Raw genomic sequence first — 26437 nt, forward strand, 5'->3', positions numbered from 1 at the left:
TCTGTTGCCGGTGAATGCCATGCGTCGTAGTGCTGTTTCCCTGTCCGTGCTTGCCTGTGCCGTGCTGGCACTGAGTGCCTGCAAGCGCACCGAAACCCCGGCCGATGCCGCCCCGCCGGCCGCTGCGGCTGCCGCGAGCGCCCCGGCCGCCACCGGCGATGCCGCCGTGGCCGCCAATGACAACCTCAATGCCGTGCTGTGGATGCAGCGCGCGCAGGAATACCGCGCGATCACCGAGCAGACTTACCGCGCCGCCGCCGATCACCTGGACAAGGCGCTGAAGGAAGCCAACTGGGACGCGCTGGTGCCGGAAGAACGCGGCAACGCCGCTAAGGGCCTGAAGCCGGCCGTGGTGCTGGACGTGGATGAAACCGTGCTGGACAACTCGCCCTACCAGGCGCGCCTGGTGCGCGATGGCAAGGAGTACGACGAGCTGAGCTGGGACCAGTGGGTGGCCGAAAAGAAGGCCAAGGCGATTCCGGGCGTAGTCGATTTCGCCAAGGCGGCCAACGCCAAGGGCGTGACCCTGCTGTACATCTCCAACCGCGCCGTGCATCTCAAGGAGGCCACGCTGGCCAACCTGCGCGAGCAGGGCCTGCCGGTGGCCGACGACAGCGTGTTCCTCGGCCTGGGCACCGTGGTGGACGGCTGCGAGCAGGCCGGCAGCGAGAAGAACTGCCGCCGCCGCCTGGCCGGCCAGAAGTACCGCGTGCTGATGCAGTTCGGCGACCAGCTGGGCGACTTCGTGGAAGTCACCGCCAACACCAACGACGGCCGTGACGCGCTGCTGCAGCAGTACCACGACTGGTTCGGCGAGCGCTGGTGGATGCTGCCCAACCCGACCTACGGCGGCTTCGAGCCGGCCCAGTTCAACAACGATTACAGCCAGTCGCGCCAGGCCCGCCACGACGCCAAGCGCGCCGCGCTGGATTACGCACCGTGAGCCGGGCGCCGCTGCCGCTGCGGGACGACGAGCGCCTGATCTTCGCGCTCGACGTGCCCGGCCGCGATGACGCGCTGGCCTGGGTCGATCGCCTGGGCGATGCGGTGTCGTTCTACAAGATCGGCATGGAACTGCTGGCCTCCGGCGAGTACTTCGAGGTGCTCGATGCGCTGGCCGCGCGCGACAAGCGCGTGTTCGTCGACCTGAAGTTCTTCGACATCCCCGCCACTGCCGCTGCGGTGATCAAGCGGCTGTCGCAGTGGCCGGTGAGCTACGCCACCATCCACGGCTGGCACCCGGCGATGATGGAGGCCTGCGCGGCCGCCAACGGCAGCGACATGCGCCTGCTGGCGGTGACGGTGCTGACCTCGATGGGCCGCAGCGACCTGGCCCAGATGGGCATCGACCGCGAGCCGGTCGAGGTGGTGGTCGAGCGCGCGCTGGCCGCCCAGGCCGCCGGCATCGATGGCGTGATCGCCTCCGGCCAGGAGGCCGGCCCGATCCGCGCGGCCACCGGCGACGGCTTCTCGATCGTGTGCCCCGGGATCCGCCCCGGTGGCCCGGTCGGTGATGACCAGAAGCGCACCGTGGGCGTGGCCCAGGCCTTTGCCGACGGCGCCGACGCGATCGTGGTCGGTCGCCCGATCCGGCTCGCCAGCGACCCGCAGGCCGCCGCCCGCGCGATCCAGGCCGAGATCGCCCAGGCGCTCGCCGCGCGCTGAGGCAGTGACGGGGCGGAGCGGCCCCGTCACCGCCGGTTTTTCTGTACATTCAAGGGCTTGCGCATAAAGCGCAGGGTCGGCAGGTCTGCCGGCTTGCCGCTGTCACCGAACAGGCCGCAAGATGCGGACCGGTCCGGGGGAGTCCGAATTCATGTCCATGTCGTTGAAGCCGTGGCAGTACCGAGGGCAGGTGTTGGCGCTGGCCCTGTGCGGGTTGGTGCTGCTCAGTGCCTGCAAGGACAAGCAGATCGATCCGGACGCGCCGGCGTCCGAGCCGGTCGCGGCCCTGCAACAGCTGGCCCAGCGGGTCGCCGACAACGATCTGGTCGGGTACGCCAAGGCAGCGGTGCCGCCGAGCCAGTACGCACGCCTGCAGGGCGCGTGGAGCCAGGGCCACAGCCGCTGGCCGCTGACCGAGCTGCCGCTGGATGGGCAGTTGCTGCCGATGCTGGCCGCGCTGTCGCGGCCGGATGCGCCGCAGCGGCTGCAGCGCTCGTTCGATACCCAGATCGCCGGCCAGGCGACCCAGGTCCGCCAGGCCGCCCACTCGATGGGACTGTTCGGCGAGCAGTACCTGCGCAACCAGAGCGAGTACAGCGACAGCGAGCGTGCCCATTACACCCAGGTGGTGAACGCGCTGAGCCGCTGGGCTGCCGCCGCGCCACTGACGGACAAGCAGCGGGCCAGGACCACCATCACCCTGCTGACGGCCACCGCGCGCACCGCCGGGCTGTCCACCGATGCGGAGCTGCAGGCGGCCGGCATGGAAGAGAGCCTGCGCCGGCTGAGTCCCTTCATCAAAGCCTTCAAGACGGCCCTGGCCAGCTACGGGCTGTCCCTGGATGAGGCGCTGACCGGGCTGCGCGGCGAGCTGACCTCCGAGCTCGGCGACGACGCCGTGGTGCGCATCCAGTACACGTTGGCCGGCGAGCAGATCGAAGCGCAGGTGCGGATGACCCGGCGCGAAGGCCACTGGTATGTGACCCGCACGCTGGAAGACACCGACGCGCTGCTGCAGGCCGCCGACGCCGCACAGGCTGAACATGACGCCCGCCAGGCGGCCGAGGCAGAAGCCGCTGCAGCGGTCAAGGACGATGCTTCCGCATCGGCTAAGCCATAATGAAGCCGATGCCGAACCAGAATCCCCTGCCTTTCCCCGGCGAAGAGCCGCCCAAGACGCCGGACGCCACGTCCTCGTCGCCCGCTACCGTGCCGTCCGACGGTGCTGCCGCCCCGGTCCCGCCGGTCGCTGGCGCGCCCGCGGAGGCCGTTGCCGTCGATGCGGAGCCGGCGGCCATCGTGCCGTCGGCGATCGTGCCCGGCACCCGCGCGCCCAGCGGCCGCCCGCCGTGGTGGTCGCGCCTGCTTGGCCGCCTGGTCGAGCCGTGGCTGTCGCTGAAGATCGAACCCGAACATCCCGGCCAGTACAACGATGGCCGGCCGGTGGTCTACGTGCTGGAGGACTACGGCCTGTCCAACGCGCTGATCCTGGACAAGGCCTGCCGCGAGGCCGGCCTGCCGTCGCCGCTGGTGCCCATCGCCGGTGACCCGACCGGGCGCAAGCGCGCCTACCTGGCCCTGTCGCGCCGGAGCAGCAGCAACTCGCTGATCCCCGAGCAGCGTGGCGCCAAGACCCACTCCGACTCGCTGGCCAAGGTCCTGCAGGCGCACCGCGCCCGCGGCGAGCTGGACGTGCACCTGGTGCCGGTCTCGATCTTCGTCGGCCGCGCGCCGGACAAGCAGAGCGGCTGGTTCGCGGTGCTGTTCTCGGAAAACTGGGCCCTGGTGGGTCGTTTCCGTCGCCTGCTGGCGGTGCTGCTCAACGGCCGCAGCACGATCGTGCGCTTCGCCCCGCCGATCTCGCTGCGCACCACGGTTGATGAGGGGCTGGACCCCGAGCGCACCGTGCGCAAGCTGCAGCGCGTGCTGCGCACCCATTTCCGCCGCATCCGCGAGTCGGTGATCGGGCCGGACCTGTCGACCCGCCGCCTGCTGGTGGACAAGGTGCTCGACGCGGACACCGTGCGCGAAGCGATCGCCTCGCAGGCCAAGCGCGACAACTCCAAGCCGGCCGATGCCTGGAAGAAAGCCCACGCCTACGCGTGGGAAATCGCCGCGGACTACTCCAGTCCGGTGGTGCGTTCGGCCAGCTTCATGCTCAGCCATGTCTGGAACCGCATCTACGCCGGCGTGCTGGTCCACCACCTGGACAAGTTCAAGGCCGCTGCGCCCGGGCACGAAGTGGTCTACGTGCCCAGCCACCGCAGCCACATGGATTACCTGCTGCTGTCCTACCTGCTGTACGACCGCGGCATCGTGCCGCCGCACATCGTGGCCGGCATCAACCTGAACCTGCCGGTGGTCGGCACGCTGCTGCGCAAGGGCGGTGCGTTCTTCATCCGCCGTTCGATCCGCGGCAACGCGCTGTACTCGGCGGTGCTCAGCGAATACGTGGCGCAGCTGGTCGCCGGCGGTTACTCGATCGAGTACTTCGTCGAAGGCGGCCGCTCGCGCACCGGGCGCCTGCTGCAGCCCAAAGGCGGCATGATTTCGATGACGCTGCGCGCGTTCCTGCGCCAGCCGCGCAAGCCGGTGCTGTTCCAGCCGGTCTACATCGGCTATGAAAAGCTGATGGAAGGCGGCAGCTACCTGGACGAACTGTCCGGTCGGCCGAAGGAGAAGGAATCGATCTGGTCGCTGCTGTGGTCGATCCCCAAGGTGCTCAAGCAGAACTACGGCCAGGTGGTGGTGAACTTCGGCGAGCCGATCGCGCTCAACGACGTGCTCGCCCAGCGTGCGCCGGAGTGGAACGGCCAGCCGGTCGGCGAAGACGAGAAGCCCTCGTGGCTGTCCGGCACGGTGGATCACCTGGCCGAACGCATCCAGGTGCATATCAACGGCGCCGCCGACGTCAATCCGATCAACCTGCTCGCGCTGGCGCTGCTGTCCACGCCCAAGCATGCGATGGGCGAGGCGGACCTGATCGCGCAGATCGAACTGTGCAAGACCCTGCTGGTGGAGATGCCGTACTCGGACCGGGTGACGGTCACTCCACACTCGCCGGAGCGGATCATCGCCCACGCCGAGGAGATCAACGTCCTCACCCGCATCAAGCATCCGCTCGGCGACGTGCTCAGTGTGAGCGGCGATACCGCGGTGCTGCTGAGCTACTTCCGCAACAACGTCATCCATCTGTTCACCGCCTCCTCGTGGGTGGCCTGCTGCTTCCAGAACAACCGCCGCATGAGCCGCACCGGGCTGGTCCAGCTGGGCCGCACGGTGTATCCGTTCCTGCAGGCCGAGCTGTTCCTGCCGTGGACCGAAGACGAGTTCGCCCAGCGCATCGAGCAGACCATCAACGTGTTCGTGCGCGAAGGGCTGCTGCAGAACATCAACGACGACGACGGCGGCATCCTGGCGCGCAACACCGGGCAGACCGATGAAGTCTTCCGCCTGCGTGCGATCGGCCATTCGCTGCAGCAGGCGTTCGAGCGTTATTACATCGCGATCTCGGTGCTGGTGAAGAACGGCCCGGGTACGCTGGGTGCAGCCGAGCTGGAAAGCCTGTGCCAGCAGGCCGCGCAGCGCCTGAGCCTGCTCTATGCGCCGGCCGCGCCGGAATTCTTCGACCGCACCCTGTTCCGCGGCTTCATCCAGAAGCTGCGCGAGCTGCGCCTGGTGTGGCCGGATGAAAACAGCAAGCTGCTGTTCGATGCGCGCCTGGATGCGTGGGCCAAGGATGCGAAGTTCATCCTCGGCCGCGAACTGCGCCACACCATCGAGCGTGTCAGCCCGGAAGCGGCAAAGCCGGAAGAGCCGGTCAGCACGGATTGACGACGGCACGTCGTCGATCCGACGTATCCGACGTATCCGGCCGTATCCGACGCATCGGGCGCACCGGGCGCACCGGGCGTATCCGGACGTATCCGGATCTTGTTGCGTTCGCCAGCAATTCGTAGGTACCGACCGTTGGTCGGTACCCGCGCGCAAGCGCGGCACAAGCGTCCGGAGACCGGGCAACACGGCGTGCCCCGGCTGACCGACGCTGACCACCGTCCGAAGCTTCACGCCAGGGGTTCATGCCGCCGGGAGCAAGAGCAGCCGACCAACGGTCGGCTCTACGCCGGCTCGTCCGGAATCAGCATGTCTTCGAGCTTGGCGATGCAGTCCTTCAGCTGCAGCTTGCGCCGCTTCAGGCGCTTGGCCTCCAGCTCATCGTCGCCGTTGGCGGCCATGCCCAGGATCTGCTCATCCAGCGCACGGTGCTCCTGCCGGAGCGCGGCAAGGCGGGCACTGATATCGGTGGGTGTCATGGTGTCCACAAGCGCTGAGCATACACATCTGCGGTGACCGCCGGGAGTGAACGCAGTCACTTCCCGGCCCCTGTGAGGGTGCGCCCCAGCCGGTAGAATGAAGGGATGAGCGCTGCTGTCATCCGTCTGCCCGATCCCGTTCCGCGCGCCCGCGATCCGCGCGCGCCCGGCGGCGTGCAGGACCGCCTGGCACGGCAGCTGCGGCGCCAGGTGGGCCAGGCGATCGCCGACTTCGGCATGATCGAGGCCGGCGACAAGGTGATGGTGTGCCTGTCCGGTGGCAAGGACAGTTACACCCTGCTTGACATCCTGCTGCAGCTGCAGAAAAAAGCGCCGGTGCCGTTCGAACTGGTCGCGGTGAACCTGGACCAGAAGCAACCGGGCTTTCCCGAGCAGGTGCTGCCGACGTATCTGGCCTCGATCGGCGTGCCGTTCCAGATCATCGAGCAGGACACCTATTCGGTGGTCAGCCGGGTGATCCCGGAAGGCCGCACGATGTGTTCGCTGTGCTCGCGCCTGCGCCGTGGCGCGCTGTACCGGCACGCGGCCGAACACGGCTTCACCAAGATCGCGCTGGGCCACCACCGCGACGACAGCGTGGCCACGTTCTTTCTCAACCTGTTCCACCACGCCAAGCTCTCGGCGATGCCGCCCAAGCTGCGCAGCGACGACGGCCAGCACATCGTGATCCGCCCGCTCGCCTATGTGAGCGAAGCGGATATCAGCGCCTACGCGCAGGCGCGCGCGTTCCCGATCATTCCGTGCACCCTGTGTGGCAGCCAGGACACCCTGCAGCGCCGCCAGGTGGAGCAGATGCTGCAGCAGTGGGAGCGCGACCAGCCCGGCCGCATCGACCAGATCGCACGCGCGCTGGGCAACATCCATCCGTCGCAGCTGGCCGATCCGGCGCTGTTTGATTTCATGGCATTGGGGCGCGCTGCGGCCGCCCCGTTGCCCGACCCGCCGGCCTGGGCCGGCACTGCCCACGACCCCGGGCACGCCCCCGGCCCGGCCTGAGCCACGCCGGTGCGCCTGCCCTTCCTTTCACGCTCTTACCCTGGACGTCCATGTTCTTTCGCAACCTGACGCTGTTCCGCTTCCCGACCGCCACCGATTTTTCCGACGTGGACACCCTGCTGCCGCAGGTGCTGCTCAAGCCGGTCGGTCCGCTTGAAATGAATTCGCGCGGCTTCATCTCGCCGTTCGGCCGTGAAGAAAAGGCCGTGTTCTCGCACCGCGTCGGCGATGCGCTGTGGCTGACCGTTGGCGGTGAGGACAAGATCCTGCCGGGCGCGGTGGTCAACGATCTGCTCGCGCGCAAGCTCGAGGAAATCGAAGAGAAGGAAGGCCGCAAGCCCGGTGGCCGTGAGCGCAAGCGCATGAAGGACGACCTGCTGCACGAACTGATGCCGCGCGCCTTCGTGAAGAGCTCGCGTACCGACGCGCTGATCGACCTGACCCACGGCTACGTGGCGGTGGACTGCTCGAGCAGCAAGAAGGGCGAGAACATGATGTCCGACATCCGTGGCCTGCTCGGCAGCTTCCCGGCGATGCCGTTGAATGCCGAAGTCGCCCCGCGCTCGATCCTGACCGGCTGGATCGCCGGTGAGCCGCTGCCCACCGGGCTGAGCCTGGGCGAAGAGTGCGAGATGAAGGACCCGGCCGAGGGCGGCGCGGTGGTCAAGTGCCAGCACCAGGAACTGCGCTGCGACGAGATCGACAAGCATCTGGACGCCGGCAAGCAGGTGACCAAGCTGGCCCTGGTGTTCGAGGACAACCTGTCCTTCGTGCTGGGCGACGACCTGATCGTGCGCAAGCTGAAGTTCCTGGATGGGGCGCTGGACCAGCTCGAGCATGCCGACGATGACGGCCGCCGCGCCGAACTGGACGCCCGTTTCGCCCTGCAGAGCGGTGAAGTGCGCCGCCTGTTCCTGCTGCTGGAAGAGGCCTTCAAGCTGAGCAAGGCGGACTGACCGGTACCGATCAGTCCCCAGTCATGCGCCGGTCACGGCCGGCGCTATGCTGTACCCATGTCCGGATTCCTCCGCCGCCTGATTTCGCCGGCTGTCAGCACGCTGCAGCGCGATACGGTACGGCTGCGCCTGGAGGATGCCGAGATCGACGTGCTGCGGGTGCGCGATCCGCGGGCGCGCCGGATCAAGCTCAGTGTCGATGAGCGCGGTGTCCGGCTGACCCTGCCGCCGCGCGCCAGCCTGGTGATGGGCGAGCGTTTCCTCGAGCAGCATCGCGGCTGGTTGTCCGAACAGCTGCGCGGCTACCAGGCCACCAACCTCCCGCCACCGCTGGTGATCGGCGAGCCGGGTGTGCTGCCGTTGCGCGGTGAACTGCTGCCGCTGCGCTGGGAAGCCGGCCGGTACGCCACGCTGCGCGTGGACGAGCGCGGTGCCTGCCTGCACTGGCCCGCACGTGGGACCGACGCCACCCTGCGCCGCACCCTGCGCGAGTTCTATGAAGCACAGACGCGTGCCGACGTCGGCCAGTGGCTGCCGCGCTACCTGCCCGGCCTGCCACGTGCACCGGCGCGGCTGCGGCTGAAGGTGATGTCCTCGCAATGGGGCTCGCTGGCGCCGGACGGCAGCATGGCGCTGGATCTGGCCCTGGTGCTGGGGCGGCCTTCGGCGTTCGAGTACGTGCTGGTGCACGAGCTCTGCCACCTGATCCAGGCCAATCACTCGCCGGCGTTCTGGGCCGAGGTGGAGAAACGCTTCCCGGCGTGGCATGCCGAGCGGGACTACTTCCAGCTCGAAGGGCGCCGCCTCAAGGCCACGCTGCGGCAGCTGCTGACCCCGACACCGTAACGGCCGCGGCAACGCGTGCTCCCACCGGCCGGCACTACCGACGCGGTGGTTCGTCAGTTCCCCATCCGCAACGCGGCCGCCTGCGCCCAGCGCGCCGCCACGCGCGGCGCGGTGATGCACACGGCCTGGTCGGTCACGGTGGTGACCGCGCGCTCCAGCAGCTGGATGTCGGCTTCGTGCTGGCGGGCCACGTGCGGGTCCTCGAAGAAGATCGCGCGCTGGCAATGGCCTTCCAGCACGCGGTCGGCGATCTGCGCATCACCGCCCATCGGGCCGCTCTGGTAGCGCGTCACCCATTCCTCGCCCTGTGGCCAGCCGCGGCTCCACGCCAGTTCATTGAGGCGCTGGCCGGTGGTACCGGTGCCAACCCGGTTGCGGAAGCGTGACAGCACCTGGAAATGCTCGTCGGCGAAGGCCAGCATCGCCGGCTTCATCGCGTCGTGCGCGATCAAGGCCAGTGTGTGCTGCTCGAAAGCGTGCAGATCATCGGCGCCCGGGTCCGGCGCGAGGCCGGCGTGCAGGCGCTCGACTTCCACCCAGTCGCGCGCGGTGGCGACGGTGGAGATGAAGGGTTTGCCGTGGATCACGCACTGGCGCTTGAGCGCGGTCGCTTCGGGAAAGACCGAGGACGGGTCGACCGGGTCCATCAGATAGATGGCACCGTCCAGGGTGCGCTCCGGCGTGCCCATGCCCACCACCTCGGCGACCAGCTTCATCAGGCCGCCCTCGCGCCCATTCGGGTAGCGGCGCAGCGGCGCGAAGTCCTGCAGGAAGCCCAGCCGCTGGATCGCATCGAAGGTGCGCCCGACCGCATGCAGCTCGACGCCCAGTTCGCGCAGCCCGGTATCGCTGGCGCGCAGCCAGCGGAACAACGCGGCGTGCTTGTCGTGGTGGTGCAGGCGGTTCGCGGCCAGGCCGATGCGCATGAGGGCAGTCCAGAGAAAGACCGCGCCAGTGTAATCCGCCCAGGTTGCGGGGAAGCAAGCGTTGAACAGTGATGGAGATCACGCGTCTTCACGCGTTTTCGTAGTTGTTGCATGGTCTCGGGAGGGGCCGTATCCGACAGTGGTGGTCGTCCGTCAATCAGGAAACCCCCTGCCATGACCCTCCCCCCTTCCCCCGCCGTCTCCTCATCTTCGCCAGCCGCCTCGGAGACGGGCCGCCGCATCCGCGCGCTGGCCACGGTGCTGCGCGAGGCGCCCCAGGCCGATGCCGAGGTGCTGCTGGCCGGGCTGGCGCGCATGCTCGATGCGCACATGGGCCGCGGCCACGATGATGTGGTCAGCAACCGCCGCATCCGCGACCAGCTGGACAACATCGAGCTGCTGATGGCACTGGAGATCGAGCGCGCCGGCGTGCGTCAGACGCCGGTACCGGCGGTATCGCGCGCCGCCTGAGCGGCCGCACGCGCAGTACGTGAGGGCCCGGGCGCGAGGCGACGCGCCCGGCATCGCCTCACCCCGGCATCGCAACGGCGCCGTTACGCCGAAAGCAGCTGCACGATGCTGCCAGCCGCGTCGCGGCCCTCGGCCACGGCCGTCACCACCAGGTCCGCGCCGCGCACTGCATCGCCACCGGCGAACAGGCGCGGGTGGGCGGTCTGGAACGGCAGGCGACCACTGCCACCGGCCACGATGCGGCCGTTGTTACCGGCCTCCACCCCCTGCTCGGTCAACCAGCCCGGCGCACTCGGCGAGAAGCCGAAGGCGATGATCACCACGTCCGCTTCCAGCAGCGATTCGCTGCCGGCGATCGGCACCGCGTTGCGGCGGCCCTGTGCATCCGGTTCGTCCAGATGCGTTTCCACCACCATCACGCCGATCACTTCATCGTCCGCGCCGGCCTCGATCGAGAGCGGCTGGCGGTTGAACAGGAAGCGCACGCCTTCCTCGCGGGCGTTGGCCACTTCGCGCGCCGAGCCGGGCATGTTGGCCTCGTCGCGGCGGTAGGCACAGGTCACCTTGGCCGCGCCCAGGCGGATCGCGCTGCGCACGCAGTCCATGCCGGTATCGCCGCCGCCCAGCACCACCACGCGCTTGCCTTCCAGGTCGGGCAGGGCGATCTGGTCTTCCCAGCCGGCGATCGGCCGGCCGTGTGCGTCGCTGCCACTGACGATGCGGCTGTTCTGCACCAGGAACGGCAGCGCCGGCAGCACGCCCTTGAGGTCCTGGCCGAGCAGGCCACCATCGGTATAGCGGTAGGCACCGGTGCCGACGAACACCGCGTCGTACTCGGCCAGCAGGTCATCGATGCTCACATCGCGGCCGATCTCCACGCCGAGGCGGAACTGCACGCCCATGCCTTCAAGCACGTTGCGGCGGCGGCTGATCACCGACTTGTCCAGCTTGAAACTGGGGATGCCGAACTGCAGCAACCCACCGATCTGTTCGTAGCGGTCATACACCACCGCCTGGATGCCGGCATGCGCCAGCTTGTCGGCACACGCCAGCCCGGCCGGGCCGGCACCGATCACCGCCACGCGCTTGCCGGTGGCTTCCACCGCGCTCATGTCCGGGCGCCAGCCGGTGGCCAGCGCGGTATCCACGATGTATTTCTCGACGGCGCCGATGGTGACCGCGCCGAATTCCTCCAGCGTGCAGCTGCCCTCGCACAGGCGGTCCTGCGGGCACACTCGGCCACACACTTCCGGCAGCGGATTGGTCGAGTGGCACAGCGTGGCCGCTTCGTGGATGCGGTTCTCCTGCACCAGCTGCAGCCACTGCGGGATCGCGTTGTGCACCGGGCACTTCCAGCTGCAGTAGGGGTTCCCGCAATCCAGGCAACGGCCGGCCTGGAACTGCGCGTCTTCCTTGCCGAACTTGCCATACAGCTCGCCCCAGTCGCCGGAGGTGCGCAGCTCGACCGGAATGCGCTGCGGCATCGTCCGGGGCAGATCAAGGAACTGGAAAGCTTGCTTGCGGCTCATGGGTGGGCCCTGCGGTGATGAGTTGCCGGCCAGCGGCCGGCACTGCAATGTGAGGTTGCCGGCCAGCGGCCGGCGCTACAGCGGTGGGATGTGCGGCGCCGGCGTGGGGCCGGCGCCTTGACCCCGGTCAGGCGGCGCGGCGCAGCGAGTCGGTCAGCGATTCGATGCTGGCGGCCTTGGGTTTGACCAGCCAGAACTTGCCCACGTAATCGCGGAACTCGTCGAGGATCTGCTGCGCCCAGATGCTGCCGGTCAGTTCGCGGTGGCGGCTGATCAGCGTATGCAGGTGCTGGCGATGGTTCTCGAAGCCCTCGGCGGAAATGCGGTGGATGTCGATCAGCTCGTGGTTGTAGCGGTCCACGAAATCACGGTCGATATCCAGCACGTAGGCCAGGCCGCCGGTGAAGCCGGCGCCGAAGTTGAGCCCGACCTTGCCCAGTACCAGCACGATGCCGTCGGTCATGTATTCGCAGCAGTGGTCGCCGGCGCCTTCGATCACCGCCAGCGCGCCGGAGTTGCGCACGCCAAAGCGCTCGCCGGCACGGCCCGCGGCGAACAGCTCGCCGCCGGTGGCGCCGTACAGGCAGGTGTTGCCGATGATCGCGGTGTTGCGCGCCTCGAAGCGTGCGCCACGCGGCGGACGCACCACCAGGCGGCCGCCGGCCATGCCCTTGCCGACGTAGTCGTTGGCTTCGCCTTCCACTTCCAGCTGCAGGCCACCGACGTTGAACGCGCCGAAGCTCTGCCCGGCGGTGCCACGGAAGCGCAGCGTCAGCGGTGCATCGGCCATGCCCTGGTTGCCGTGCGTGCGCGCGATCTCGCCGGACAGGCGGGTGCCGATCGAGCGGTCGGTGTTGTGGATCAGGAAGCGGTGTTCGCCGCCGAGCTTGCCGGCGATCGCCGGGGCCAGCAGGCCATCCATCTGCGTGGCCAGGCTGTCCGGCGATTCGTACAGGCGCTGCGCGGCGCAGTGGCTGCCGGCGTACTCGGCCGGGTTGAGCAGGCGCGACAGATCCACCTTGACGCCCAGGCGCGGCGAGACGTCCAGCTGCTGCAGCAGGTCGGTGCGGCCGACGATCTCGTCCAGCGAGCGCACGCCCAGGTAGGACAACCAGCCCCGCACTTCCTCGGCCAGCAGGCGGAAGAAGTTCTCCACGCGCTCGGGCAGGCCGGTGAAGTACTGCGCGCGCAGGCGCTCGTCCTGGGTGGCCACGCCGGTGGCGCAGTTGTTGAGGTGGCAGATGCGCAGGTACTTGCAGCCCAGCACGATCATCGGCGCGGTGCCGAAGCCGAAGCTGTCCGCGCCCAGCAGCGCGGCCTTGATCACGTCCAGGCCGGTCTTCAGGCCACCATCGGTCTGCAGCAGGGTACGCCCGCGCAGATCGTTGGCCACCAGTGCCTGGTGCGATTCGGCCACACCCAGTTCCCATGGCACGCCCGCATAGCGGATCGAACTGACCGGGCTGGCCCCGGTGCCGCCGTCATGGCCGGACACGGTGATCAGATCGGCGCCGGCCTTCACCACGCCCGCGGCGATGGTGCCGACACCGGCATGGCTGACCAGCTTCACCGAGACCAGCGCGGTGGGGTTGACCTGCTTGAGGTCGTAGATCAGCTGGGCCAGATCTTCGATGGAGTAGATGTCATGGTGCGGCGGCGGCGAGATCAGGCCGATGCCCGGCTTGGCGTAGCGCAGCCGCGCGATCAGTTCGTTGACCTTGTGCCCGGGCAGCTGGCCGCCTTCGCCGGGCTTGGCACCCTGCGCGACCTTGATCTGCAGCACTTCGGCGTTGACCAGGTACTCGGCGGTGACGCCGAAGCGGCCCGAGGCCACCTGCTTGATCTTGCTGCGCTTCTCGGTGCCGTAGCGCACCGGGTCTTCGCCGCCTTCGCCGGAGTTGCTGCGGCCGCCAAGGCGATTCATGGCGATCGCCAGCGCTTCGTGCGCTTCCGGTGACAACGCACCGAGGCTGATCGCGGCGGTATCGAAGCGGCGGAACAGGTCTTCGGCCGGGGCCACTTCGTCCAGCGGCGTGGGCGTGGGCGCGGCCTTGAGCTGCAGCAGGTCGCGCAGCGCCGACACCGGCCGGCCATGCACGGCTTCGCAGTAACGCTGCCAGTCCGTGGCATCGCCACTGCGCGCGGCGCGCTGCAGGGTCATGACCACGTCCGGGTTGTACATGTGGTATTCGCCGCCGTGCACGTACTTGAGCACGCCGCCCACGTCCGGGCGCAGCAGGTCGTTCCAGGCACGCACGGTGAGCTCGCGGGCTTCGTCATCCAGGCGCGCAAAGCCGACGCCGGCCACGCGCGAGGCGGTGTCCGGGAAGCACAGGTCCACGACCTCGTCATCCAGCCCGACGATCTCGAACAGCTGCGCGCCGCGGTAGCTGGCCACGGTACAGATGCCCATCTTGGAGATGATCTTGGACAGGCCCTTGTAGATGCCCTTGCGGTAGCGGCGGCCGATCTGCGACTGCTCGCCGCCCTTGCTCAGCTGCAGGATGCCGCGCCGGCCCAGGTCGAACAGGGTCTGGTAGGCCAGGTACGGATACACCGCGGTGGCACCGAAGCCGAGCAGGCAGGCCATGTGGTGCGCATCGCGCGCGGTGCCGGTTTCCAGGATCAGGTTGACGTCGCAGCGCAGCCCGGCGTTGGAGAGGTGGTGATGCACCGCGCTGGTGGCCAGCAGGGCATGCACCATCGGCCGGTCGGCCACCGGATAACGGTCGCTCAACAGGAGCATGACGATGCCTTCGCGTGCAGCCGTTTCAGCTTCGGCGCAGATGCGCTCGATGCCGGCCTTCAGGCCCTCGTCCAGGCTGTAGGACAGATCGATCAGCCGGTTCTTGTCGGCGTACTGCTCCATCTTGATCAGCTGGCGCAGCTTGCGCTGGCTGAGCACCGGCGAATTGAGGATGACGTGGTTCACCGTCTCCGCGCCGGCATGGAAGATGTTGGTCTCCTTGCCGAGCTGGGTGGACAGCGACATGACGCAGTCTTCGCGCAGCGGATCGATCGGCGGGTTGGTGACCTGCGCGAACGCCTGGCGGAAATAATCATAGAGCGGACGGCTGTGCTGGCTCAGCACCGCCATCGGGGTGTCATCGCCCATCGAGCCGGTGGCTTCCTGCTCGGTCTCGGCCAGCGGGCGCAGGATCTGCTCGACTTCCTCGGTGCTGAGCTGGAACAGCTTGTGGTAGCTGCGCAGGGTGCGCTCGTCGAAGGGCTCTTCCACCAGCGACGGATCGATCAGCTCGGTCTGCAGGTAGGTCACGCCCTGCTGCAGCCACTGCTTGTACGGCGCGCGGCCACGGTTGATGCGGTCGATGGCGTCCGAGTCGAGCAGGTCACCGCGCTTGAGGTCGATGGCCATCATCTCGCCCGGGCCGAGCTTGCCCTTGCGCACCACGCGCTCGGCCGGCACTTCCCACACGCCCGCTTCGGAGGCCACCAGGAAGTGACGGTCGGAGGTGAGCATCCAGCGCGCCGGGCGCAGGCCGTTGCGGTCCAGGGTACAGGCGGCATAGCGACCGTCGCAGGCCACGATGCCGGCCGGGCCGTCCCACGGCTCGCTGTTGAGCCCGTAGAACTCGTAGAAGGCGGCCAGGTCGGGATCCTTGAACTCCAGCGACTGGGTCGCCGGCGGCACCAGGATGCGCAGTGCCTGGATCAGCTCCATGCCGGCGCTGACCATCAGCTCGAGCATGTTGTCCAGGCTCTGCGAATCCGAGCCGTGCATGGAGATCACCGGATCGAACTCGGCGATATCGAAGCGCGGGGTCTTCCACACCTTGCTGCGCGCCTGGGCCCAGCGGCGGTTGCCCTCGATGGTGTTGATCTCGCCATTGTGCGCGAGCATCCGGAACGGATGCGCCAGCGGCCAGCGTGGCAGCGTGTTGGTGGAGAAGCGCTGGTGGAACACGATCGCGCTGGAGGCCAGGTCGTTGCGCTGCAGGTCCACGTAGAAGCGGCTCAGCTTGTCCGGCAGCACCATGCCCTTGTAGCTGATCGCATTCGGGCTGAGCGTGGTGACGTAGTAATCGGCGTGGTCGCGCAGCTGCTGTTCGCTGCGGCGGCGGGCCAGGAACAGGGCCAGGGTGAAGGCAGCCTCGTCCTGCGTGGCACCGGCATCGACGAACACCTGTTCGATATGCGGCAGCGTGTCGCGGGCGAGCTGGCCGCAGACGCTGGGGTCGGTGGGCACCACGCGCCAGCCGACCGGCTGGCAGCCGGCGTCGCGCAGCTGCTGTTCCAGCGTGTCGCGGCAGGCCTGTGCGGCGGTGGGGTCGTGCGGCAGGAACACCACGCCGGCGGCGAACCGCGCGCCAAGGGTGAGGCCAGCCTCGGCGGCGAGCGCGTTGAGAAACACGTCGGGACGGCGCAGCAACAGGCCGCAGCCGTCACCGGTGACACCGTCGGCGGCGACGCCGCCGCGGTGGGTCATGCGCGATAGCGCGGCGATAGCGGTGTCGACCAGCAGTCGGGACGGCTGGTCGTCGAGCTGGGCGACCATGCCGAAACCACAGGCATCTCGCTCATCTTGCGGGTCGTAAAGCCCTTGGCGGTTGCGGGGGGCCATCTCTGCCTCAATGTCGGGTGAGCGGCGACACTCGTCCCCGCTCAATCCGTTGAGCGCATCTGGAGGCACCGGATGACTCGACTAGAGCATAGTTGCTGCAACGCCGCAATACACGGTTGCAGGCGCAACCAAACCCTTGTGTTTCAGGGGTTTCCGCAGTGCCTGTTCAGCCGCAACGGACGCCGGCCACGACGTTCTTGGCATCCACTTCCACGTTCAAGCGCTCGCCGATGAACTCCATCGTGGTCATGTCATTGGGCTTGAGTACGCGCAGGCTGCTGGCACCGGCATCCTGCTGGGCCTGGCTGCCGAGCTCGTCGGTGTAGGGCTGGCCGACCAGGCTCTGCACCTGGGTGGCATCGCAGTTGCCGACCGGCGGGGCTTCGGTGGCTTTGCCGGCTTCGTCGGTCGGCGCGGCAGCCGCTTCGGCGGCCTTCTGTGCATCGGTGGCGACCGCTTCCTGTTCGTCCATGGGCGGTGCGCTGCAGGCACCGAGGACCAACAGGGCGGGGAACAGGGCCATCAGCCCGAAAGAACGCCGCAGGCGGCGGAACGACAAGGACGACATCGGTACTCCAGGAAGCGAGCCAGTAAACCGGGGAGGATATCGCCAAGCGCGGTGTGAGGTGTTTGTGTTGCGTTATTGACGCGGTGCCGCACCTGCGGCGGCGACACTGCGCTTCCCTGATCCGCGTCGCGTCCATGAGCCCGAGCCGCACTGTCACCCCCGAAGCCGCCGCTGCCCGCCAGGCCGGCCTGCGTTACGTCAGCGATGAACTGCCCGGCATCGCCCGCCGCAAGGCCGGCAAGGGCTTCGCCTACCGCGATGCCGACGGCGCGGCGGTGCGCGATGCGGCCACCCTGGCCCGGATCCGCGCGCTGGCCATCCCGCCGGCCTACACCGACGTGTGGATCTGCGCGCTGCCCAACGGCCATCTGCAGGCCACCGGCCGCGATGCGCGAGGGCGCAAGCAGTACCGTTACCACGCGGATTGGGCGCGGGTGAGGGGCGATGGCAAGTTCGATCGCATCATTGCCTTTGGTACTGCCCTGCCCACGCTGCGCCGGCGCCTGCGCCGCGATCTGAAGCTGCCCGGCTTCCCACGCGACAAGGTGCTGGCGATCGTGGTGGCGCTGCTGGCACAGACGCTGGTGCGCGTTGGCAATGAAGTCTATGCACGTGACAACCGTTCTTACGGGCTGACCACGCTACGCAACCGCCACCTCGCGCTGGTCAAGGGCGGCCGGGCGCAGATGCGCTTCCGGGGCAAGTCCGGGCAGGCGCATGAGGTGGATGTGGATGATCGCGAACTGGTCAAGCTGATCCGTGGCTGCCAGCAGCTGCCCGGGCAGGCGCTGTTCCAGTATCGCGATGACGATGGCGCGGTCCAACCGGTGGACTCGGGCATGGTCAACGACTATCTGCACGATGCGATGGGCGAGGATTTCAGCGCCAAGGACTTCCGCACCTGGGGCGGCACGCTGGAGGCGATCCGTCAGCTTGCCGTGACCGAGCTGCCCGAACCCTCCAGTGAGCGCGCGCTGGCAGCATTGCAGAAACAGGTGGTATGCGAGGTCGCCAACCTGCTGGGCAACACACCGTCGGTGTGCCGCAAGGCGTATATCGATCCTTGCGTATTCGATGGCTGGCGGGCGGGCTCATTGAAGGCGCTTGCCGGCCTGCGTGGCGAGCGCCAGTGGGAACTGGCCACGCTGAAAGTACTCAAAGCCGCGCGGCGCACCGTCCGGCGTGCCCGCGCGGGATGAGCGTAGCGATCAGCCGCAATAGATCGCGGTGATGTTGTTGGTATTGCCGGTTTCGATGGTCAGCCGCTCGCCACCGCTTTCCGCACCGGTGGTGGATGGCACCGCGCCGCTGGCGGTCGGGCCGCTTTCCAGGCGCTGACCGCGCAGCACGATCACTTCCAGGCTGTCGCTGTCCACGCGCGCCCTTTCGACGGTTGCCGCCGACGCCGCCAGCCCGGTCGCACCGCGGACCTTGTCGATATGGCACTGGCCGGAAATGACGCCGTCGATCGGCTGGACCTGCGCGACGGGGGTGCTGCTGCAGGCGGACAAAGCGAGGACGGCCACAGCCGCGGACAGGTAACGAAGCATGCGACGCACTCCATGGGAATTGCGCTCAGGGTGCATCGGCGCCCGTATGCAGCGGATGAATCCTCTACACGGTGTGGGCACGCTCCATTCACCGTGCCTGGCCGCCCGGTTGACCATACTGGAAGTGCGCACTGCCGACACGGGATCCCCGACACGGCGCGCATTCGAGTTTGATCCACGCATCTGATCCGGCAACAGGAGTCGAGCATGGCCACGGCCAAAACCCGTAAGACCACCAAGACCCCCACCTCCCGCAAGCGCCCGCGCCCGGCCGACGCAGCCGCGACCGCGGCCGAACCGCGCACCCGCACCCCGGTCGTCAAAACCGCGACCCGCAAGGCCGCCGCCACCGATCCGCGCGCTGCGCGCGTGGCGGCCCGCCAGCGCCGTCTGCAGGACCAGGAAAAGGCCAAGGACGCGCGGGCGGCGAAGAAGGCCGCCAAATCCACGACCAAGAAGGCGACCCAGGCAGGCCCGCGCCGCCAGCCGGAGAAGATGCCTGCCGAACAGTTGGCCAAACCCGGCAACGAACACGCGATGCAGCTGGCCCCGCGCTTCCTCGCACCGGATTACCAAGGCAGCGGCAAGCTCAAGGGCAAGCGCGCCATCATCACCGGCGCCGATTCCGGCATCGGCCGCGCGGTGGCCGTGCTGTTCGCCCGCGAAGGCGCCGATGTCGCCGTGCTGCACCTGGATGAAAAGAAGGACGCCAAGATCACCCGCGAGCACGTCGAGAAGGAAGGCGCCCGCTGCCTGGTGATCGCCGGCGACGTGCGCGACCCGGCGTTCTGCAACAAGGCGGTCAAGCAGGTGGTCAAGGCGTTCGGTGGGGTGGACATCCTGGTCAACAACGCCGCCTTCCAGCTGCATTGCGACCGCCTTGAAGACCTTGAGGACGAGCACCTGCAGGAAACCCTGCAGACCAACATCGGCGGTTACATCCAGATGGCGCGCGCGGTGCTGCCGCATCTGGGCGAAGGCGCCTGCATCATCAACAGCGGCTCGGAGACCGGCCTGTTCGGCAGCAAGTCGCTGGTGGACTATTCGGCGACCAAGGGCGCGATCCATGCCTTCACCAAGGCGCTGGCCAGCCAGCTGCTGCCGCGCGGCATCCGCGTCAATGCGGTTGCGCCCGGCCCGGTCTGGACCCCGCTGAATCCCGCCGACAAGAAGGCGCCGGACGTGGCCGAGTTCGGCCAGGACAGCGACATGGGCCGACCGGCGCAGCCGGAAGAGCTCTCGCCGGCGTACGTGTTCCTCGCCTCGCCGATCACTGCCAGCTACATCAGCGGCGTGATCCTGCCGGTGATGGGCGGGCCGCGCGGCTGACGGTCGGCACCGGCGCACCCGCCCCGTAGAACGCGGCGATCTGCGGAATGAAGTTCTGCGGGTTGGCCCCGACCAGGTTGGTCAGCACCACGATGGCCAGCCCCTGGTCGGGGTAGACGAGGAACGCCGAGCGCGCGCCGCCCATGCCGGCCACCTGGCGTTGCGGGGCGGAGAGGTTTAACGCCCCGCGCGGGGGACATCACCCCCGAACGACCGTTCGTCGGCGCGCGCCATCCGGCACTTGACGACACCTGTAGTCACTGGCACGGTAGCGACACGTGTAGTCATAGGGAGTGCGCCATGCGCGGCAAGACCATCGGGGACCAGGAACTGGCCCTGCTGCAGTACATCGCGGAACAGGACCGCCCCAGTGTCGGGGAGGTCGCCACCGGCTTCGGGGAGCCGCGCGGGCTGGCACGCTCGACCGTGCTGACCATGATGGAGCGCCTGCGCGCCAAGTCGTACCTGAGCCGCAAGCAGGTGGACGGCGTGTACCGCTATGCCACCACCAGTGGCCAGGACAGCGTGGTGCAGGGCGCCGTGGCCAGCTTCGTGGAGAAGACGCTGCAGGGCTCGGTCTCGCCGTTCGTCGCCTTCATGTCGCACAAGGTGGATGTCAGCGATCAGGAACTGGCCGAGCTGGAAGCGCTGGTCGCACAGTTGCAGTCACGCAAGCGGGAGGGCTGAGCCATGGGCACGATGATGAGTGAGCTGTTGATGCGGCTGGGCTGGACCAGCGTGCAGAGCGCGGTGCTGGTGGCGCTGGTGTGGGGCGTGTGCCGCCTGCTGCCGCAGCTGCCGGCCGCCACCCGCTGCCGCCTGTGGTGGCTGGTGGCCGCACAGGCGGTACTGGGCCTGGTGTGGAGCAGCCCGCTGGAGTTGGCCGTGCTGCCCGCACCGGCCACCATGACGGCACCGACGGTGGCGTTGCCCGCGTTCGATGCCGCCGTGCAGGCGGCCCCGGTCGCCTATGTGCCGGCCGCGGTCGAGACGGCGACGATGGCGTGGTCCTGGCCCTCGCTGCTGCTGGCCTTGTGGGCCGCCGGCGTGCTGTTGATGGTGGCGCACAGTCTGCGGGGCTACCGCGCCAGCCGCGCGCTGGTGCGCAGCGCCACCGAGTGCACCGACGCCGGGCTGCAGCAGGCATTGCAGCTGGCTGCCGAAGCCCATGGCCTGCGCCGTGCGCCGCGCCTGAAGCTCTCCGCGCAGATCCGCTCGCCGCAGTTGATCGGTCCGTGGCGGCCGGTGCTGCTGTTGCCGGCGCGCGAGCTGCCGGCGATGTCGGCCGACGACCTGGACATGGCGCTGACCCATGAGCTGATCCATCTGCAGCGCCGTGACCTGTGGTGGGGCCTGCTGCCGGCGGTGTCGCAGCATCTGTTCTTTTTCCATCCCCTGGTGCACGTGGCAGCCCGCGAGTACGCGCTGGCCCGCGAAGAAGCCTGCGATGGTGCCGTCGTGGCCGGGCATGGCCATTGCCGCCATGACTATGGCCGCCTGCTGGTGCAGCTCGGTGTCGCGCCGCGTCCCGCGGTGGGCGTGGCCAGCGCCTCGCCCAACCTGCGCAGTCTCAAGCGCCGCCTGGTGACCCTGCAGCAGACCCGCAGCGTGCCGCGCGTGGCTTCGTTGGCGATCACCGCGTTGTTCGTGGTGGTCGGCGTGGCGCCGCTGCGTCTGGTGGCTGCACCGCCGCCGCCGCCGGCCGCGCCCCAGGCACCGGTCGCGCCCAGCGCACCCACCCCGCCGGCAGCGCTGCCGGCGCCGGCACCGCGACCGGCCCCTGCGGCGCTGCCCGCGCCTGAGCCTGCTTCCGCGCCGGAACCGCTGTCTGCCCCGGAACCGCCGGCCGCGCCTGCCGCACCCCGTGCGCCGGAGCCGCCGAAGGATCTGGACGACGGCATGTCCCACGTCACCCACGGCCGGCTCGACATCAGCCGGCAGCCCGCGCAGGCCTTCGTGCTGATGGGTGGCGACGACAACTTCGTCGATGCGTCCGTCGCCGACCTCAAGCAGGCCCGACACGACGTGGGCGGCAGCGCGCCGGCGCTGTGGGTACGCCGTGGCCAGGCGCGCTATCTGATCCGCGATCCTGCCGTGCTCAGCCAGCTCAGCCGCAGCCAATCCGACGTGGCCGCGCTGGGCAACGCACAGGCTGAACTGGGCGACCGCCAGGCCGTGATCGGGCAGCAGTTGGCCAAGGTCTCGATGCAGGTCACCGCAGACGCTCTGGCGGCGGTGGATGTCGAGGCGGTAGCCAATCACGTCACCCGCCAGGCCGGCCTGGATGCGGCCGCCGAGGCCAACCAGGCCGCTCGGCAGGCGCGTGCGGCGTCAGCCAGCGCCAGCCAGGCAGCACGCCAGGCGCGCGTCGCCACGGCCAAGGCGGTGGATGCCCGCCAGATCACCCTGGTGGCACGCGAGCAGGCGCAACTGGGCCGCGAACAGGCGCGTCTGGCGCAGCAGCAAAGCCTGGCCTCGGCCCGCGCCGTGCGCGAGGTCCGCACGGCCATCGATCAGGCGCTGGCCAGCGGCAAGGCCGAGCGCCTGCGCGACTGACCCCGCCTGCCTGGCACGGCGGCCCGCAGATGATGGCGGGCCGCCGCCTTCAGTCGCAGCACGCGGCAGGGTTCAACCGGTCACCCGCAGTTGGCGCGCACGATCCTGTTCTGCGCGTCCACTTCGATGCTGAGCCGGTCTTCGCGGAAATCCATCGTCATCGCCATGCCCGGCTTGAGCACGCGGGCGTTGCGCGCACCGCTGTCCTTCACCGCTTTCTGGATCACCGCTTCGGTGGCGGTCTGCCCGGTCAGGCCGGTGAGTTTTTCCGGGTCGCATTGGGAGGCGCTGCCGGCCACCGCGGGCGGCGCGGTGGAGGTGGGGCTGTCAGCCGGCGTCGCCGCCGTCTTGCCGGGATGGCTGCACGCGGCCAGCGGCAGGGCGCAGCCCAGGGCGAACAGAAGGTTCAGACGCATGTGGTGGTCCTCCCACGGTAAGAACCCGCAGTGTCCGTGGGCCGGCCTTTACACCGCGTCAATGGCCTGCAGCGCCAACGTCTCCCGATCACGCTGTTCCTCTGCCACCAGCCGTCGCATCAACAGCGCCAGGGTCACCACGTCCTGGTGGTTGTGCTCGGCCACGCGGCGCAGGTTCACCGCGCTGCCCCCGCGCAGGTAGTTCAACCACGCCGCCGGGGCTTCCGAGCCGGGCAGGTCGTCTTCGCGCACGATCTGCAGCAGCTGGCGCTCGATCGTGGCCAGCCGGCAGTTTTCCCAAGTGCCGCGATAGCGGCGGCGGGTCGGGAACAGCAGGTCGACGTGATCCAGCGGGGTAATCGGGCAGCGCTGCCGCGCCAAACGGTAGCGGGTCTTGAGCAGCGGGGCGTCGTAGCAGCGCCCGTTGTAGCTGGAGAACACCGTGGTTGGCCGCAGCCACCCGGCGAACTCGCGCAGCATCGCGGTTTCGGCGGCCATCGTGGTCATCAGCAGCTGGCGGATGCGCAGGCCATCGCCGCGCTCGGGATGGGCGTGCCAGTCCGCCGCGCCGATCATGAAGGCGCGGGTGCCGGTGCCGCCGGCCAGGCCAGTGGTTTCGGTATCGAAGAACAGCAGGTCCTGTGGCTGCACCTGTTCGCCCTCGCGCTTGGCGAAGGCGAGCGACAAGGGCTCAGTGGGAATGGCCTGCGCCACGAACGACTCGATCAGGAACAGGCCCGGCGCGATCTCCTCGCCCGGTACATGGCGGTCCTTGGCGTTCTCGCGCGGGTGGGCGGTGCTGAGGCTCCGCTCGCGCAGGCCGAGCAGCCGGCGCAGGCCACCGATCTCGGGCTTGCGCAGCGCGGGCGCCGGGAGGACAGGCGCTGCCGGTGCGGTACCGCGTGCGGCCTCACCGGTGGGCTTGTGGCGGATTTCCTGCTCCACCCAGCCGAACACGGAGGCGGGCGCGGGCGTGCGCGCACGCGCGTCGTTGGCGGCGGTCGGGAGGGGCGCGGGGGCGGCGCCGCCGGCAGCGATGGTGTCAGCCGCACCGGATCGGCCAGTGGCGTTGAGGGCCGGATCGCGGGCCGGCGCCGGCGTTGCATCACCGGCCTGCCGGCGCAGCAGGCGCAGCTTGTCCAGGCTCAGGCTCACGGGGCGACCATCTCGGCGCTCTGGCGCTCACGCTCGGCGGCAGACGGCAACGCCGCGCTGTCGAACAGCGCCAGCACCTTCAGGGCCAGTGCCTTGGGCGTGGTGGCATCGTCTTCCTGGCCGGCCAGGACCGGCCCCACGCAGGCGGGGCAGCCGGCCTTGCAATCGCAGCCCTGCACCAGCTCGCGCGCGCGCAGCAGCAGCTCGGCCTGGCGCAGCCACAGCGGCTCGCTCAGGCCCACACCGCCGGGGAAGTTGTCGTACAGATACACCGTGGGCACGAACTGCTGCTGCAGCTCGATCGCGCTGGCATCGAACTCGGCGCCCCGCAGCTGCCCGCGGCCACTCTGGTCGGCCACCGCGAACCACGCGCCATCGCCATTGCCAACCGCCTTCTGCAGGTCACGCGCATCGGCCATCACCGCCACCGTGGCGACGATGTGCAGCGCATACGCCGCCCCGAGGAAGCCGTCCAGCGCTTCCTGCTTGCTGTCGAACGCGGTCAGCAGCAGCGCCTGCGGCAACTGCCACCACACCGCCGTGGTGTGCAGCTCCTGGTCGGGCAGATTGACCGGGCCGTAGCCGATGTTTTCATGGGTGTAGTAGCGGATCTTCTTGTAGCCGGCCACGCGGCGCACCACGTGCACTTCGCCGTGGTGCGAATCGCCGCGCCCGGCAATGCAGCCATCGAAGCGGTCCAGCACCTTGAGCTTGGTGAAGTCGATGCTGTCGGTGTAGTAGTCCACGTGGGTACGCGTGACATAGGCCTTGCGGCCTTCCCAGTCCAGCCGCTCCACCTGGTAGGGCGTGGACTGCACCATGTGGATGGCACCTTCGTACAGCGTCAGCGCGGCGGCGGAGTAATCCACCTCGGCGATGATCTGCTGCTTGCCGTCGCTGCGGTCCACCACCACGAAGTTGCCGTCGGCGACCGAGCGCAGGCTGACCGCGTTGGCCGGGTAGCTGTCGGCGATCCACTCCCAGCGGTCGCCCTCGCGATGCACGACCTCGGTCTCGGCCAGCGCTTCCAGGAACACCAGCGGGTCGATCGGCCCGAACGGATCGCCGGCCAGGAAGGGCAGCTCGAAGGCGGCGCAGCGGATGTGGTCGAACAGGATCAGCGGCTGGTCCGGTGCGATGCGCGCATGCTCGGGCGAGGCCTCGGCGAAGAAGTCCGGATGGCGCACCACGTACTGGTCCAGCGGCTGCGAGCTGGCCACCATCACCCCCAGCGCGGGCTGCTGGCGACGACCGGCGCGGCCGAAGCGCTGCCAGGTCGCGGCGACGCTGCCCGGGTAGCCGTTGAGGATCACCACGTCCAGGCTGCCGATATCCACGCCCAGTTCCAGCGCCGAGGTGCTGACGATGCCGTCGATGTGCCCGGCGCGCATCGCCCGCTCGGTCTCGCGCCGCTCGGTGGGCAGGTAGCCGCCGCGGTAGGCGCGGATGCGGGCCGGCTTGCGCGGGTCGTGGTCGAAGATGTCCTTGAGGTACTTGGTCAGCACTTCGACCATCAACCGGCTCTGCGCGAAGATCAGCGTCTTCAGGCCGGATTTGATCGCGATGCGGGCAATGCGGTTGCTCTGCGAGCGGGCGGACGCACGCAGGCCGAGATCGGCGTTGACCACCGGTGGATTCCACAGCAGCACGTGCTTGGGCCCGCTGGGCGCACCGGATTCGGTGATTGCGGTGACCGGCGCTTCAATCAATGCCTCGGCATGCGCCTGCGGGTTGCCGATGGTGGCCGAGCACAGGATGAACTGCGGCTCCACCCCGTAGAACGCGCAGATCCGCTTGAGCCGGCGCAGCACGTTGGTAACGTGGCTGCCGAACACGCCGCGGTAGGTGTGTACCTCATCAATCACCACATAGCGCAGGTTCTCGAAGAACTGCGCCCATTTGGTGTGATGCGGCAGGATCGCCTGGTGCAGCATGTCCGGGTTGGAGACCACGATGTCGCCGTGCAGGCGGATCGCCTGGCGCGCATCGCCTGGCGTATCGCCATCGAAGGTGAAGGCTTTCACGCCCAGGTCGCCGGCGCGGTTGAGCTCCAGCAGCTCGGCCACCTGGTCCTGGGCCAGCGCCTTGGTCGGGAACAGGTACAGCGCCTTGGCCTTGCCCTGCATCGCCGCGCTGACCACGGGCAGGGTGTAGCACAGCGACTTGCCGCTGGCGGTGGGGGTGACGATGGCCACGTGCTCGCCGCGCTGGCTGGCCTCCCAGGCCTGCGCCTGGTGGCTGTAGAGCTGCTCAATGCCGCGCGCCTTCAGCGCATTGACCAGCGCGGCGGGCACATCGGCCGGGATCGGCGCGTACTGGCCCTCGCGGGCGGGAATCGTGAAGCTGCCGGTGATGCGGTCGTTGTAGCGGCGCTGCAGGCGTGCGGTCAGCAGCGCACCATCGCGCGAGGGCAGCCCATCGGTGGTGGCGAGGCGGCGTTCGGCGTCCTCGGTCCGCTTGGCGAGTTCGTAAGCCATGGTCACAACGGTCTGTAAAGGACGCTATGGAAACATGACCGCGTCTCAATGTCTGAGACATCGCGATGCGGGCCGGTGAAT

The 26437-nt window shown here is 68.9% G+C and carries 20 protein-coding genes and 2 pseudogenes; 12 read left to right on the forward strand and 10 right to left on the reverse strand.

Annotation, left to right across the window (positions count from 1 at the left end):
* Positions 1-19: 19 nt before the first annotated feature.
* From BIZ42_RS09880 to plsB, 4 genes are all read left to right on the forward strand, one after another.
* On the forward strand, positions 20-943 hold the full coding sequence (locus BIZ42_RS09880) for a 5'-nucleotidase, lipoprotein e(P4) family (protein WP_026069926.1): 924 nt from the start codon (positions 20-22) through the stop codon (positions 941-943).
* Positions 940-1665, forward strand: coding sequence for an orotidine-5'-phosphate decarboxylase (pyrF, locus tag BIZ42_RS09885; RefSeq protein ID WP_070426332.1), 726 nt, complete (start codon positions 940-942; stop codon positions 1663-1665). Before BIZ42_RS09880 ends, pyrF begins: the two co-directional genes overlap by 4 nt.
* A 151-nt stretch (positions 1666-1816) precedes the next feature.
* The gene (locus BIZ42_RS09890) at positions 1817-2785 is read left to right on the forward strand and encodes a hypothetical protein (RefSeq protein ID WP_070427497.1); all 969 of its coding nucleotides are present in this window, start codon (positions 1817-1819) and stop codon (positions 2783-2785) included.
* Entirely contained in the window at positions 2785-5499 is a 2715-nt protein-coding gene (gene plsB, locus BIZ42_RS09895; RefSeq protein ID WP_019184120.1) for a glycerol-3-phosphate 1-O-acyltransferase PlsB, read from the forward strand. The genes BIZ42_RS09890 and plsB overlap by 1 nt, the downstream gene beginning before the upstream one ends.
* Before the next feature lie 284 nt (positions 5500-5783).
* On the opposite strand, the gene BIZ42_RS09900 is transcribed toward plsB, so the two are convergent.
* Positions 5784-5987: a DUF465 domain-containing protein gene (locus tag BIZ42_RS09900; protein WP_026069927.1), complete on the reverse strand. Its 204-nt coding sequence runs from the start codon at positions 5985-5987 to the stop codon at positions 5784-5786.
* Between the two features lie 96 nt (positions 5988-6083).
* Between BIZ42_RS09900 and ttcA the strand changes: the two genes are divergently transcribed.
* Genes ttcA through BIZ42_RS09915 form a run of 3 tightly spaced genes read left to right on the forward strand, consistent with a single transcriptional unit; the run spans position 6084 to position 8797 of the window.
* A complete protein-coding gene (ttcA, locus tag BIZ42_RS09905) occupies positions 6084-6995 on the forward strand; it encodes a tRNA 2-thiocytidine(32) synthetase TtcA (RefSeq protein WP_070426333.1) in 912 nt (303 codons plus the stop codon).
* A gap of 50 nt (positions 6996-7045) precedes the next feature.
* Positions 7046-7951 carry a recombination-associated protein RdgC gene (locus BIZ42_RS09910; protein ID WP_019184123.1) on the forward strand — a complete coding sequence of 302 codons (906 nt, stop codon included), beginning with the start codon at positions 7046-7048 and terminating at the stop codon, positions 7949-7951.
* A 57-nt stretch (positions 7952-8008) separates the two neighbouring features.
* Positions 8009-8797, forward strand: a complete 789-nt coding sequence (locus BIZ42_RS09915) for a SprT family zinc-dependent metalloprotease (protein WP_070426334.1) — start codon at positions 8009-8011, stop codon at positions 8795-8797.
* 53 nt (positions 8798-8850) lie between these two features.
* On the opposite strand, the gene BIZ42_RS09920 is transcribed toward BIZ42_RS09915, so the two are convergent.
* A complete protein-coding gene (locus BIZ42_RS09920; RefSeq protein WP_019184125.1) occupies positions 8851-9723 on the reverse strand; it encodes a methylglyoxal synthase in 873 nt (290 codons plus the stop codon).
* A gap of 174 nt (positions 9724-9897) precedes the next feature.
* Here BIZ42_RS09920 and BIZ42_RS09925 point away from each other — a divergent pair, with 174 nt between their 5' ends.
* Complete coding sequence (locus tag BIZ42_RS09925; RefSeq protein ID WP_046274226.1) at positions 9898-10194, forward strand: hypothetical protein; 297 nt, start codon at positions 9898-9900, stop codon at positions 10192-10194.
* 83 nt (positions 10195-10277) lie between these two features.
* Here BIZ42_RS09925 and BIZ42_RS09930 read toward each other — a convergent pair whose 3' ends face one another.
* The 3 genes from BIZ42_RS09930 to BIZ42_RS09940 form a co-directional block, all read right to left on the reverse strand.
* Positions 10278-11723 carry an FAD-dependent oxidoreductase gene (locus BIZ42_RS09930; protein ID WP_070426335.1) on the reverse strand — a complete coding sequence of 482 codons (1446 nt, stop codon included), beginning with the start codon at positions 11721-11723 and terminating at the stop codon, positions 10278-10280.
* A gap of 127 nt (positions 11724-11850) precedes the next feature.
* Positions 11851-16305: a glutamate synthase large subunit gene (gene gltB, locus BIZ42_RS09935; RefSeq protein WP_070426336.1), complete on the reverse strand. Its 4455-nt coding sequence runs from the start codon at positions 16303-16305 to the stop codon at positions 11851-11853.
* A 166-nt stretch (positions 16306-16471) separates the two neighbouring features.
* Positions 16472-16828: an I78 family peptidase inhibitor gene (locus tag BIZ42_RS09940; RefSeq protein WP_237393594.1), complete on the reverse strand. Its 357-nt coding sequence runs from the start codon at positions 16826-16828 to the stop codon at positions 16472-16474.
* A gap of 212 nt (positions 16829-17040) precedes the next feature.
* On the opposite strand from BIZ42_RS09940, the pseudogene BIZ42_RS09945 reads away from it, so the two are divergent.
* A pseudogene (locus BIZ42_RS09945) lies at positions 17041-18072 on the forward strand (DNA topoisomerase IB); the annotation flags it as partial.
* A gap of 9 nt (positions 18073-18081) precedes the next feature.
* Here the strand turns inward: BIZ42_RS09945 and BIZ42_RS09950 are convergent.
* Positions 18082-18423 carry a hypothetical protein gene (locus BIZ42_RS09950; protein WP_019184131.1) on the reverse strand — a complete coding sequence of 114 codons (342 nt, stop codon included), beginning with the start codon at positions 18421-18423 and terminating at the stop codon, positions 18082-18084.
* A 207-nt stretch (positions 18424-18630) separates the two neighbouring features.
* Between BIZ42_RS09950 and BIZ42_RS09955 the strand changes: the two genes are divergently transcribed.
* Positions 18631-19752: an SDR family oxidoreductase gene (locus BIZ42_RS09955; protein WP_070426338.1), complete on the forward strand. Its 1122-nt coding sequence runs from the start codon at positions 18631-18633 to the stop codon at positions 19750-19752.
* Here the strand turns inward: BIZ42_RS09955 and BIZ42_RS09960 are convergent.
* A pseudogene (locus BIZ42_RS09960) lies at positions 19709-19921 on the reverse strand (serine hydrolase); the annotation flags it as partial. The gene BIZ42_RS09955 and the pseudogene BIZ42_RS09960 overlap by 44 nt on opposite strands.
* Positions 19922-20052: 131 nt before the next feature.
* On the opposite strand from BIZ42_RS09960, the gene BIZ42_RS09965 reads away from it, so the two are divergent.
* Positions 20053-20439: a BlaI/MecI/CopY family transcriptional regulator gene (locus tag BIZ42_RS09965; RefSeq protein WP_019184134.1), complete on the forward strand. Its 387-nt coding sequence runs from the start codon at positions 20053-20055 to the stop codon at positions 20437-20439.
* Positions 20440-20442: 3 nt separating this feature from the next.
* A complete protein-coding gene (locus BIZ42_RS09970; RefSeq protein WP_070426340.1) occupies positions 20443-22308 on the forward strand; it encodes a M56 family metallopeptidase in 1866 nt (621 codons plus the stop codon).
* 80 nt (positions 22309-22388) lie between these two features.
* On the opposite strand, the gene BIZ42_RS09975 is transcribed toward BIZ42_RS09970, so the two are convergent.
* From BIZ42_RS09975 to BIZ42_RS09985, 3 genes are read right to left on the reverse strand one after another with little or no spacing between them, the layout of a single operon-like run.
* Entirely contained in the window at positions 22389-22724 is a 336-nt protein-coding gene (locus tag BIZ42_RS09975) for an I78 family peptidase inhibitor (RefSeq protein ID WP_019184941.1), read from the reverse strand.
* A 48-nt stretch (positions 22725-22772) separates the two neighbouring features.
* Positions 22773-23879, reverse strand: a complete 1107-nt coding sequence (locus BIZ42_RS09980; protein ID WP_070426341.1) for a ribonuclease H-like domain-containing protein — start codon at positions 23877-23879, stop codon at positions 22773-22775.
* Entirely contained in the window at positions 23876-26356 is a 2481-nt protein-coding gene (locus BIZ42_RS09985; RefSeq protein WP_026070064.1) for a DEAD/DEAH box helicase, read from the reverse strand. Before BIZ42_RS09985 ends, BIZ42_RS09980 begins: the two co-directional genes overlap by 4 nt.
* Positions 26357-26437 lie beyond the last annotated feature (81 nt).

Source organism: Stenotrophomonas sp. LM091, from assembly GCF_001806305.1.
Lineage (GTDB): Bacteria > Pseudomonadota > Gammaproteobacteria > Xanthomonadales > Xanthomonadaceae > Stenotrophomonas > Stenotrophomonas bentonitica_A.